Below are 12,559 nucleotides of genomic sequence, written 5' to 3' on the forward strand. Positions count from 1 at the left end.
TTTTTTGGCAAGAGGTAGGTGCTCACTGTACATATGAACTTATACACCCCTCTTTTTATTTTTATCAACTTTATAAGTCCTCTGCGACATTGTCTGTAGTTTCTTTAAAGATTTGGTAATTCTCTTCACTCATTAAAGTTTTGTAGTTCCTTTTTAAAAATTCTTCTGCTTCCAACTCTTCTTTAACTTTCAAGTATATTTCATATGGGATAATTACACTTTTAATCTTTTTTTCTTTTGAATCAAGAATATATGTAATTTCTTTTGGATTAGATATATTTGAAGGTTTTTTTACAGCTTCCTTGATAGTAAGGGTTTTCATAGCCTGCCTCTACGCAATTTATTTACGTATTTAATATACGTAAAATTTTTAAAAAGTCAAGTATACACAAAGGTAGGTAAATCAAACAAGGACAATTTGAAATCTTAGATATGCGGGTGGTGGGAGTTGAACCCACACGGTGTTGCCACCACGGGATCCTAAGTCCCGCGCGTCTGCCAATTCCGCCACACCCGCAAACAGAGATATATATTATACCAGAATTTTAATCAAACAAGGCGTCAACAAACATTTTAGCGTCAAAAGGTTGTAAATCCTCAATACCTTCTCCAACACCTATAAACTTAACAGGTATCTTTAAATCCCTACATATAGGGATTATTGCACCACCTTTTGCAGTTCCGTCAAGTTTTGTTATAACTATACCACTTACGTCAGTAGCTTCTTTAAAAACTTTTGCCTGATTTATAGAGTTTTGACCTAGTGTTCCATCTAACACTAAAATTGTTTCAACTGGTTGATTTGGTGAAAACTTTTGAATGGTTCTCTTTATCTTTTGAAGCTCTTTCATTAGATGCTCTTTTGTGTGGAGTCTTCCAGCTGTATCTACTATTACTACATCATCCCCTTTGCTTTTTGCACTATTTATTGCGTCAAAGACCACTGCGGAAGGGTCAGCTCCTGGCTGGTGTTTTATTATTCTTACTCCTACTCTGTTTGCCCATACTTCAAGCTGGTCTATCGCTGCAGCTCTGAAAGTATCAGCTGCTGCTAAAACTACTGACTTTCCTTCATTTTTTAACATATAAGCAAGTTTTCCGACTGTGGTGGTCTTACCACTTCCGTTTATACCTAAAAATAATATTACGTCAGGCTTTTCTCCTAAAAGTTTAAGAGGACTTTGACAGTCTTTTAGAATATCGTAAAGTTTTTCTTTCAGGAGCTCTTTTAACTGCTCTCCTTCTGTGATACCTCTTTTTTTACTTTCTTTTCTTAAAAACTCAATTATTTCAGTAGTAGCACTTACTCCTACGTCAGCTTTTAAAAGGACTGTCTCAATCTCTTCAAAAAGAGACTCGTCAATTTTTCTTCCAAAGGATATTCTACTGAACCCTTCTATAAGCTGTTTTTTTGTTTTTTCTAAGCCTGATTTTATTTTTTCAAAAATAGATTTAAACATCAACTACCTCTTTTAGCTTTGGCTTTTTTCTTCTTCTGTGTAGTAGGTAGCTACTGATGGTTTTAAAACTTTTATGCTACATGTTTCACACACCTTTAATATTATTGTTTTTTCATCTATCTGTTTGACTTCTCCTATTATACCGCCTGTTGTTATTACTTTATCGCCTTTTTTTAGGTTCTTTAAAAACTCTTCGTGTTTCTTTCTTTGTTGTTGTTGTGGTCTGTAAAGTAAAAAGTAGAATATACCAATAAGTAAGACCATCCATACTATTGCGCTTATTAAACTGGTCATCGGTTCTCCTTGCATGAAAGTCCTCCTCTATATAAGATTTTTAAATTCTTGTAGAAGCTGTGGGATTTTTTCTAAGTTTGTTCCTCCACCTTGGGCAAAGTCTGGTTTTCCTCCGCCACTTCCCTCAACTATCGGTGCCAACTTTTTCAATATTTCAGATGCTTTATATCTATCTGTAAGCTCCTTTGATACTAAGGCAACAATGTTGACTTTTGATTTTTCTTTATCTTTTGATATAAGTAGTATTACAGATTTTCCTAACTTTTGTTTTATGTTATCTGCAATTTCTCTTAGCTCGTTTGGAGATACGTTTTCAATTTCTCCGTAGGCTACTTTGTAATCTTCTTTTTCTATTATGTTTAATGTTTGGTTTAACTTTTCTATTGCTAACTTTTTCTTAAAGTTTTCAAGCTCTCTTTCTTTTTCTTTAAGCTGATTTTGAAGTTTTACTACTCTGTCAATCAACTCATCTTCTTTTACTGTAAGTAGTCTTGATAGGTCTTTTAGTAAGAAATGTTCTTTTAGTCCTTGTTCTACCGCTTTTATTCCTGCTACAGCTTCTATTCTTCTTGTCCCAGATGATACTGCATACTCTGAAAGTATTTTAAGGTATCCTATGTCTCCCGTTCTTTTTACGTGGGTTCCTCCACACAGCTCCTTAGATACTCCTGCTGATATTACCCTTACAACGTCTCCGTATTTTTCTTCAAATATCGCAATTGCTCCGCTATTTAATGCTTCTTCGTAGCTCATCTCTTGACAGACAACTTCTTCATTTTTCATAATCTCTTTGTTGACAAACTCTTCTACCATCTTTATCTCTTCATCAGAGAGACTTTCAAAGTGGGTAAAGTCAAATCTTAAGTACTCATCTGATACTAAAGACCCTGCCTGCTTTACGTGGTCTCCCAGTATGTTTCTTAAAGCTGAGTGAAGAAGGTGGGTAGCGGTATGATGTCTCATTATATTTTCTCTTCTTTCTTTATCAACTTTTGCCCTTACAAAGTCTCCTTCTTTTACAGTTCCAAACAGGATTTTAGCTTTGTGGACGATTAATCCTTCTGTTGGCGTTTGAGTGTCTATCACTTCTGCTAAAAAGGTTTCTCCTTCTATTATTCCTCTGTCTCCAACCTGACCACCTTTTTCAGGATAGAATGGTGTAATATCAAGTATTATCTCAACTTCTTCTCCTTCTTTTGCCTGATTTACAGTTTGGTCTTCTTTAATTATTGCTAAAACTCTGGAACTTTCTGACGTTAAAGTTGTATAACCGATAAACTCGTTTTCTGGAAGTTTACTTTTTAGCTGTAAGTATATTGGTTTTACTTGTTTTGCTGATGTTTTAAATGCTTTTCTTGACCTTTCTTTCTGCTGTGTTATAAGTTCTTGAAACTCTTTTATATCAAAAGTCATACTTTCATCTCTTAAAATATCTTGTAAAAGGTCTACAGGGAATCCGTAAGTGTCGTAAAGTTTAAATACTTCTTCTCCTGTTAAAAACTTTCTTCCTTCTTTTTTTGCAGATTCTATCATCTGATATAGAATGTCCATTGACCTTCTGAGGGTTTTTATAAACTTCTCTTCTTCTGACTTTGTTATTTTCTTTATGTAATTTCTATTTGGCACAAGTTCTGGATAAGCATTTTTCATTTTCTCTATTACAACGTCAACTCCTTCATATAGGAAAGGTCTATCTATCCCTAAGTTTCTTCCGTATCTGAGAGCTCTTCTAAGGATTCTTCTTAGTACGTAGCCTCTTCCTTCGTTTGACGGTAAAACTCCGTCTGATATTAAAAATGTGATAGCTCTTAGGTGGTCTGCTATAACTCTCATCGCAATGTCATCTTTTTCATTACTGCCGTAGGATTTTCCTGAGATTTCTTCAGCAAACCTTATTATAGGTTTAAAAAGGTCTGTATCGTAGTTGCTGTCAACTTGTTGAATAACAGAGGCTATTCTTTCTAAGCCCATTCCTGTGTCTATACTTGGGTTTGGAAGGGGTGTAAGATTACCACTTTCATCTCTGTTGTACTGCATAAATACCAAGTTCCAAATTTCTAAATATCTAAAGTCTTCATCAGACCCAAATTCTGGATTACCAAACTTTTCTCCTCTGTCATAGTAAATCTCAGAAGAAGGACCACAGGGTCCTGTATCTCCCATAGACCAGAAGTTATCTTTATATCCCATTCTTTTTATTTTTTCTGGAGGAAGACCTATAATTTTGTTCCAGATTTCAAACGCTTCGTTATCTTCTTCAAACACTGATACTAAAAGCCTTTCTTTTGGAATTTTTAAGTAGTTTGTTAAGTAGTCCCAAGCGAACTCTATAGCTTCTTTTTTAAAGTAATCTCCAAATGAAAAGTTTCCAAGCATTTCAAAGAATGTATGGTGTCTTGGTGTGTATCCTACATTTTCAAGGTCGTTGTGTTTTCCTGATACTCTAAAAACCTTTTGACAGGACGTAGCTCTTTTGTAAGGTCTCTCTTCCAATCCTAAAAAAACATTTTTAAAAGGAACCATTCCAGCATTTACGAATAAAAGTGTAGGGTCATTTTCTGGAATGATGGGAGCTGATTTTACAATAGTATGCCCTTTACTTTCAAAGTATTTTAAAAAACTCTCTCTTATTTCATCTGCAGTCATAAACTCCATTAATAAACCTCTAATTTTCTGCTTTTAAACATTTTACCATAAAAGCTTTTGTTATAATATATCCCTATGATTACTATAAAACCATCTGAAAAAACTGCATTAATATACGCAGGAAAAGAAATATCCTACAATCAGCTTTTAGACCAGATAGATAAATTTTCTTCATTAATAAGTGTAGACAAAGATGATAAAGTGGCTATTTTTTCAGAAAACCGCCCCGAATGGATTTACACATTTTTTGCAGTCTGGCAAAAAGGTGCTATAAATGTTCCCATAGACTTTATGTCTAACGAAGAAGACCTCCTTTACATTCTAAAAGATTGTAAACCAAAGTTTATCTTTACTTCAAAAGAAAATAAAGAAAAAGTTTTAGCTGTAAAGGATAAGTTAGATTATCAAATACAGATATTTGTTTTTGAGGAGTTAGATTTTAATCTTAAAAAAGACTCTCAAGAAATAAAAAGAGATTTAGAGGATGTAGCAGTGATACTTTACACTTCTGGGACAACAGGTAGCCCAAAAGGTGTGATGCTTACTTATAAAAACATTCTTTCAAATGTAAGAGCTGTAGAAAAGGTAGGTATAGCATCTGAAAAAGATTCAACCCTTGCACTGCTTCCATTTCATCACTCTTATCCGTTAGTTGTGTCTATGATTATTCCTCTAAACTTACAAGCTACAATAGTATTTTTAGATAAACTTACTCCTGAAGACATTTTAGAGAAGCTGAAAACTTACAAAGTATCCATCTTAATAGCAGTTCCCAGAGTTTATAGCCTTTTTCACAGAAGAATTTTTCAAGAAATAAATAAAAACAGCTTTGCAAAAACGATTTTTAAAGTAGTAAAGGCGTTAAACTATCAACCTTTAAGTAGATTAATCTTTAAAAAAGTCCATCAAGTTTTTGGTGGAAATATAAAATACTTTGTAAGTGGTGGGTCAAAACTTGATTTAGACGTAGCAAAAGACATATGGGCTTTAGGATTTAGAGTAGTTGAAGGATACGGACTTACAGAAACATCTCCGATAGTCTCTTTCAATCCTCCAAACAGGATAAAGTTAGGCTCAGTCGGAAAACCAATAGAAGGTGTAAAAGTAAAAATATTAGATGGTGAGATACTTGTAAAAGGAGACAATGTCTTTAAAGGCTATTACAACAAACCATTAGAAACACAAAACAGCTTTAAAGACTGTTTCTTTATGACGGGGGATTTAGGCTACTTAGACGATGAAGGTTATCTTTACATCACAGGAAGAAAAAAAGAGATAATAGTCCTACCAAACGGTAAAAACATCAACCCAGAAGAGATAGAAAACCACATTTTAAAGATATCAGACATTGTAAAAGAAGTTGCGATAATTCAAAAAGATAACTCACTTTTTGCAATAATCTATCCAGATTTTGAATCTGTAAAGAAAAAAGGTATTGTAAACCTTGAAGAAGCGATAAAGTGGAGCGTTATAGACAAGTATAACCTAACCCAACCACCTTACAAAAGGATAGGCGGATTTAAAATAGTAAATCAGGAGCTCCCTAAAACAAGACTTGGTAAGATAAGAAGATTTATGTTAAAAGACTTTTTAGAAAAAGCAGAACAAAAACCAAAACCGATAAAAGAGCCAGACAGTCAGGTATATCAAATACTTAAAGATTATCTGAAATCTTATACCAATTTACCTGTTTACCCAGATTCCCATATAGAGATAGATTTAGCCTTAGATTCCCTTGGAAAAGTAGAGCTTCTTACATTTATAGAAACAACCTTTGGAGTCTCTATCACAGAAAAAGATTTAGCAGAAAACATAACAGTTGAAAGTCTATATAAGCTGATAGAAGATAGAAAGACGAAAGTAGAAACGCAAGCTGTAAATTGGAAGGAAATACTCAATCAAAAATCCACAGTTGAGATAAAAGAAGGGTACATCACATACTTAAAACCTATACTAAAAACATTTTTCAAAATCTATAACAAATTACAAGTAGAGGGATTAGAAAACATAAAAGAAAAACCTGTTATATTCGCACCAAACCATCAAAGCTATCTTGACGGCTTTTTACTAATTGCCTCTTTACCAAAAGATGTTTTGAAAGACACCTACTTTTTAGCAGAAGAAACCTACTTTCAAACAGAATTTAGAAAGTTTATAGCAAAAAACTTTAACATAATACCAGTTAACATAAATAAAAATCTAAAAGAATCTCTTATAAAATCGGCAGCTGTTTTAAAAAATGGTAAAAATTTAGTCATATTCCCAGAAGGTGCAAGGACGAGAGACGGTAGTTTACTTCCGTTTAAAAAAGGTTTTGCAATACTCTCTAAAGAGTTAAACATTCCTGTTATTCCAATAGTTATAAGTGGAGCTTTTGAAAGCTACCCGATAAATGCAAAGATTCCTAAACCCTATCCAATAAAAGTCAAATTTTTAGAAGCTGTTTATCCTGATAATCTATCTTATGAAGAGATAACAGAAATAGCAAGAGAGAAAATAAACCAATTTAAAATTTATTGAAATTGTTTGAACTTCACTTCCACACTTCCTTATGATTTAAAACTTCTCCTTTAGATATTTCTTTCCTTCTATTTTCTATTTCTTCTCTAAGCCTCCTATATTTTTTTGGTTGTATAATTCTTTTGCAAATTTTAATAATTTTTCCTTTTTGCTTTGTAAAACATTAACTGCTTGTTTATTTTATATTTACAATAGAGGTATATATTATAATCAAACTAAAAATGAGGTAAGAAAGATGAAAAAGTTAATCACAGCTGTATTGGTAGCAGCAAGTTTTATGGCAGGATCAAATTATACAGCAAATGCACACGAGCACTATCAAAACAAAGAGAGATATATTGAAAAATTACAAAAAGACCTTAACTTAACACAAGACCAAGTAGAAAAGATAAAACAACTCAAACAAGCTGAAAGAGAAGAGATGAAAGAGTTTATGAAACAACACAAAAACCCTATTTTAGAAGCTACAAAAAATGGCAACTTTGATAAAGAAGTGTTTAAAAACACCGTTGTAGAAAACGCTAAAAATATGGCAGAAATAAGAGCAAAATACTTAGAAAAAATGTTTTCAATATTAAATGAAGACCAGAAAAAGAAATTTTTAGAAATAATGAAAGAAAGGATAGAAAGAATGCATGAGAAGATGCATAAAGAATTTTAACAGTTTTATCCCGAGCCCTCCTCATGGCTTAACCTCCTCCCCTCCATTAACTGGGAAGACCGTCAAAGGTCTTCCCCTTTTTTATTTTTAAGAGGTAAAAGATGATAAAGGTAATAATGATAGAAGATGACAGAGAACTTGCAGAGCTACTGACACAGTACTTAGCTAAGTTTAATATATCTGTGAAAAACTTTGAAAATCCTATAAAAGCATTAGAAGAATTAGAAAAAAACAAAAATTATGACCTTATGATTTTAGACCTATCTCTTCCCCAGATGGACGGAATAGAGGTATGTAAAAAAGTAGCTAAAGAACAAGACATTCCAATAATAATATCCTCTGCAAGAAGTGATGATACTGACAAGATAGTTGCTTTGGAAGTGGGAGCTGACGATTATTTAGCAAAGCCTTACAACCCAAGGGAGTTAGTTGCAAGAATCCAAGCAGTTTTAAGAAGAAAAGAGAAAAAACCAAGGACAATTATTTGTGGAGAGTTTGAGTTAGACGAAGAAGGTTTTACAATAAAGAAAAACGGAGAGCCTTTAAATCTAACATCTGCAGAGTTTGAACTTTTATCAATGCTAATTAAAAATAGAGGAAGAGTCTTAACAAGAGATTACATATTAGATAATACAATTCATCTGAGTTATGATAGTATAGATAGAACAGTAGACGTTATAATAGGAAGAATAAGAAAAAAAATAGGCGATGACCCTAAAAATCCGAAATACATTATATCTGTCAGAGGGCTTGGATACAAGTTTGAATGTTAAACATTGAAAGAAACTCAATCTTATTTAGGATAAGTTTAGCCTTTTTATTAATCATAGTTTTATCATCTGTATTTTTTTACATTCTTTACAGAAATGCAAAAGAAACAGAACTGAGAGAACTTGTAAAAAATGCAGTTTTACTTGTATCTTCCGACAGAGCTGGAATATCTAAAAATATTGAATCCAACTATGAACTGATAGAAGACCCAGAATTTATATACACCGTTTACACAAAAGGATATATAGAGTTTGAAAGAGAGTTTTTAACTATAAAAATTTTCCTTATAAAATACGAAAATACTCATTATGTTTTAGTAAACCAATTTGGAATAAGCTACCTTGTTAAGAAAAAAGGAGAGTTTAGCCTACACAGGTTTGTAGTTATCGGCTGGATTATGTTTAATCTTATTATCTTAGGTATATACATAGGTATCGTAAAATCATTTTATCCTTTAAAAGTTTTAAGAGAAAAAATAAAAGCCTTAAAGTCTGGAAACCTTAACGTAAGTATAGATATTAAAAATAATGACGAGATAGGTTTTATAGCGAAAGAGTTTAACGAAGCAATAAATACCTTAAGAAAAAATGAAGAAATAAGAAAGTGGTTTTTGCGAAACATAGCCCACGAACTAAAAACTCCTATCACAAAAGGTAAAATAGCAATAGAACTTTTAGAAGATGAAAAGGGAAAACAGCATTTTGAGAAGATATTTAACAGACTTGAATTTTTAGTAAATCAGCTGATGACTATGGAAAAAATAGCTTCAAAAGATTTGAAACTAAAGTTTGAGTGTGTTGATGTTAAAAAGGTTATAGACAGTGCAATCTCTCTACTTTTATCCTATGAAAAGCCAAATGTCTACACAGTTTTTGAGGAAAACATTAAAATAAACGTAGATGTAAACATATTTTCTATCGCAATAAAAAATTTATTAGATAACGGGCTTAAATTTAGTGAAGATGGAAAAGTAGAGGTAATTGTGAAAGATAAAAAAATCTACTTTAAAAACAAAGGTAGTAAACCTCCTTTTGATAAAGAACTTTTGTTTGAACCTTTTATAAAAGAGACTTCTCTAAAAAACCAGACAGGATTAGGACTTGGTCTGTACATAACTAAATTTATATTAGACTTTCATAAAGTTAAGATAGACTACAGTTATGAGGACGGAGAAAATGTCTTTATACTTGACCTTTCTCAAGTAGTGTGCTAATTATCTCAGCTGCTTTGTCTATAGCTTTCTTTTCTCCAAGTTTAGACTTAACTTCTAAAAGGTCTTGCTTCTGTTTTTCTTGAAGTTTTTCATCAAAAAGGAATTCTAATGTTTTATTTGCAATGTTAAGAGGGGTACATCTTTCTTGCAGGAGCTCTGGGACAACTTCTTTGCCTGCTATAATGTTAGGTAGCCCAAGAAAAGGTATAGATACTAACCTTTTGCCTATAAAGTATGTAATAGGACTTACTTTATAAACCAATATAAATGGATTTCCAATTATCGCAGCTTCTAAGGTTGCAGTACCTGAGGCTATAATAGAAAACACGCTATGTTTCATAACTTCGTAAGAAGGATTTTCAAACTTTGGAATGTCAAACTCTGAAAGATTTGACGTTATTACAGTTAAAGGTAAATCTTTAAAATCTTTTGTTTTTTCTAAAACTTTTTCAACCATATTTACAGTTGCAGGAATTACAAAGTGAGCATTTTCCAGTGTTTTAGATAAAAGTCTGGCAGATTGAAGCATAATAGGAAGTAAAACATTAACTTCACTTTCCCTACTTCCTGCAAGCAACCCAATTATTTTTTTATGTTTTGGTATTGACAGTTTTTGTTTAAAACTTTCTTCTGTTTCGTAAGTTTTAACTATATCTAAAAGAGGGTGTCCAACAAAAAAGAATTTGAACTTATTACTTACAAAGGGTTTGTAAATCTCCTCTTCAAATGGAAGGATAGATATTAAAACATCTGTATTTTCAACTATATCTTTAATCCTACTCTTACCCCAAGCCCAAACCTGTGGAGATATAAAGTAAACTGTTTTTATTCCAAGTTTCTTGGCCTCTTTTATAAGTTTTATGTTAAATCCGGGGAAGTCTACCACTACAAGAAGGTCAACACCTTCTTTTAGTATCTCTACTGACTTTTTAAAAACTTCTTTGATTTTACTGTATTTTGAAAGAGCTTCTGTTAGACCTACTACGGATATATCTTTTATTGAGGCAACCGGAATTACTCCGGCTGCTTCCATCTTTGGACCTGCTATTGCGTATATTTGGTAGTTTTTTAATCTTTTTACTATCTCACAAGCGTAGTTATCTCCAGAAATCTCACCTACGCTTATAAAAATTTTTTTCATATTAATCTGGCGTAATTCTTATTAAACACTCATCTGGATTTACGTTATCTCCAACCTTTACAAATATTTCGCTTACAGTTCCATCTATTGGAGCGTGAATCTCGTTTTCCATCTTCATCGCTTCAACAGTAAGAACAACATCTCCTTTTTTCACTCTATCCCCTAAGTTTACTTTTATAGAAGTTACCTTTCCGGGCATAGGAGATGATACGTCTCCTAAACCCATAGCTTTTGGTCTTTCTCCAATTATTTTTCCACCTTCAGGTAGAGAAACTTCCGCTGCACCCACTTCTATTTCTTTAATAGGTTGGACTAAAACTTCTTCTAATCTACCGTCTATTCTGATAAAGTATGGTCTTCTGTTTTCTACTGGACTTCCTACTCCTGCAATCCTAACGTGGTACTGCTCTCCATGGACTGTAATGTTAAACTCTATAGGAGCAAGGTGTTTCATTTCTTCCTTTGTAAGCTCTTCTATTTCAGGTGGTAAAACTTCTCCTTTTTCAAACTTTTCTCTCCATTGGAAGAACTCTACTCCCACTTGAGAGAATAAACAGTATGATAATACATCTTCTTCGTTTCTGGCTCCTGATTGGTAAGCTTTCTCTGTACATTTATCAAGCTCTGGTTCTAATAAATCTGCTGGTCTTACCTGTATAGGTTGCTCATCTCCTAAGATTTTCTTCATAACATCAGGTTTTATAGGAGCAGGCGGTCTTCCGTACAATCCTTTTACATAATCTCTTGTTTCTTTTGTTACAACTTTATACCTTTCTCCTTGTAGTACGTTTAAAAGTGCTTGAGTTCCTACTATTTGGCTTGTAGGTGTTACAAGTGGAGGATAACCTAAATCTTCTCTTACTCTTGCTACTTCTTTTTTAACCTCTTCTAATTTGTCTAATGCATTGTTTTCTTTTAACTGATTTATAAAATTAGACATCATTCCACCCGGTATTTGGTGTATTAGAACCTGACAGTCTGGCCATTTATCGACTGTATCATATTTTGCGTACTTTTTCCTTACTTCTTTAAGATACTCTGCAACTTCAACTACGATATCTAAATCAATCTTTGTTTCATATCCGAACTCTTTTAAAACGTATACCATTGTCTCGTTTGGTGGATGAGCTGTAAGCCAAGACCACGTTGAAACATCTGTATCTATTATGTCTGCACCTGCTTCAACTGCTTTTAAAAGGGTCATCTCCGCCATTGCAGCTGTAGATTGAGCGTGGACATGAACAGGAAGTTTTATCTCTTCTTTTAATCTTTTTACAAGGTCGTAAGCTACTTTGGGAGATAGTATTCCTGCTTGGTCTTTTATGGATATAATATCAACACCTAAGTCTTTAAGCTGTCTAGCTATATTTACATAGTAATCAACAGTATGGATAGGACTTATTGTGTATGATAAAACTCCTTTTACAATCTTGCCACACTCTTTTGCAACAGATATAGCAACTTCCATATTTCTTACGTCATTTAACGCATCAAATATTCTAAATACATCTATTCCATTTTCAGCTGCCTTTTTCACAAAAGCTTCCACAACATCATCTGGATAGTGTCTATATCCTACTAAGTTTTGACCTCTGAGAAGCATCTCAAGTTTTGTATTTTTGGCTGCTTGTTTAAATTTCTTTAATCTGTCCCATGGGTCTTCTTTTAGGTATCTAAGGCATACGTCAAAGGTAGCTCCTCCCCATACTTCTAAAGACCAGAATCCTGCATCGTCTAACTTTTCAAGTGCTGGTAAAAGGTCATCTGTTCTTACTCTTGTTGCAAGAAGGCTCTGCTGACCATCTCTTAGAGTAACATCAGTAAATTCTATAACTTTTTTCTCCATACTAATC

The 12,559-nt window shown here is 33.1% G+C and carries 10 protein-coding genes and 1 tRNA gene; 4 read left to right on the plus strand and 7 right to left on the minus strand.

What is annotated here, in order from left to right; all coding sequences use genetic code 11:
• Nucleotides 1–70: 70 nt before the first annotated feature.
• From Q385_RS0100700 to alaS, 5 genes are all read right to left on the minus strand, one after another.
• On the minus strand, nt 71–322 hold the full coding sequence (locus Q385_RS0100700) for a hypothetical protein (RefSeq protein ID WP_028949824.1): 252 nt from the start codon (nt 320–322) through the stop codon (nt 71–73).
• A 111-nt stretch (nt 323–433) separates the two neighbouring features.
• Nucleotides 434–517, minus strand: a tRNA-Leu gene (locus Q385_RS0100705).
• Between the two features lie 28 nt (nt 518–545).
• Complete coding sequence (ftsY, locus tag Q385_RS0100710) at nt 546–1,460, minus strand: signal recognition particle-docking protein FtsY (RefSeq protein ID WP_028949825.1); 915 nt, start codon at nt 1,458–1,460, stop codon at nt 546–548.
• 12 nt (nt 1,461–1,472) lie between these two features.
• Complete coding sequence (gene yajC, locus Q385_RS0100715) at nt 1,473–1,769, minus strand: preprotein translocase subunit YajC (protein WP_028949826.1); 297 nt, start codon at nt 1,767–1,769, stop codon at nt 1,473–1,475.
• Between the two features lie 12 nt (nt 1,770–1,781).
• The gene (alaS, locus tag Q385_RS0100720; RefSeq protein WP_028949827.1) at nt 1,782–4,409 is read right to left on the minus strand and encodes an alanine--tRNA ligase; all 2,628 of its coding nucleotides are present in this window, start codon (nt 4,407–4,409) and stop codon (nt 1,782–1,784) included.
• Nucleotides 4,410–4,475: 66 nt separating this feature from the next.
• Between alaS and Q385_RS08770 the strand changes: the two genes are divergently transcribed.
• From Q385_RS08770 to Q385_RS0100740, 4 genes are all read left to right on the plus strand, one after another.
• Nucleotides 4,476–6,920: an AMP-binding protein gene (locus Q385_RS08770; protein WP_037919347.1), complete on the plus strand. Its 2,445-nt coding sequence runs from the start codon at nt 4,476–4,478 to the stop codon at nt 6,918–6,920.
• A gap of 235 nt (nt 6,921–7,155) precedes the next feature.
• On the plus strand, nt 7,156–7,581 hold the full coding sequence (locus Q385_RS0100730) for a Spy/CpxP family protein refolding chaperone (protein ID WP_028949828.1): 426 nt from the start codon (nt 7,156–7,158) through the stop codon (nt 7,579–7,581).
• Between the two features lie 101 nt (nt 7,582–7,682).
• Nucleotides 7,683–8,354, plus strand: a complete 672-nt coding sequence (locus Q385_RS0100735) for a response regulator transcription factor (protein ID WP_028949829.1) — start codon at nt 7,683–7,685, stop codon at nt 8,352–8,354.
• Nucleotides 8,348–9,565 (plus strand): ArsS family sensor histidine kinase, encoded by a 1,218-nt coding sequence (locus Q385_RS0100740; RefSeq protein ID WP_028949830.1) that lies wholly within the window; start codon nt 8,348–8,350, stop codon nt 9,563–9,565. The genes Q385_RS0100735 and Q385_RS0100740 overlap by 7 nt, the downstream gene beginning before the upstream one ends.
• Here Q385_RS0100740 and lpxB read toward each other — a convergent pair.
• Together lpxB and oadA are read right to left on the minus strand one after the other, a co-directional pair.
• Nucleotides 9,534–10,706 (minus strand): lipid-A-disaccharide synthase, encoded by a 1,173-nt coding sequence (gene lpxB / locus Q385_RS0100745; RefSeq protein ID WP_028949831.1) that lies wholly within the window; start codon nt 10,704–10,706, stop codon nt 9,534–9,536. The genes Q385_RS0100740 and lpxB overlap by 32 nt on opposite strands.
• 1 nt (nt 10,707) lies before the next feature.
• Nucleotides 10,708–12,552 carry a sodium-extruding oxaloacetate decarboxylase subunit alpha gene (gene oadA, locus Q385_RS0100750; RefSeq protein ID WP_028949832.1) on the minus strand — a complete coding sequence of 615 codons (1,845 nt, stop codon included), beginning with the start codon at nt 12,550–12,552 and terminating at the stop codon, nt 10,708–10,710.
• Between the last annotated feature and the right edge of the window lie 7 nt (nt 12,553–12,559).

The sequence above is a fragment of the Sulfurihydrogenibium subterraneum DSM 15120 genome (genome assembly GCF_000619805.1).
Taxonomy (GTDB): Bacteria; Aquificota; Aquificia; order Aquificales; family Hydrogenothermaceae; genus Sulfurihydrogenibium; species Sulfurihydrogenibium subterraneum.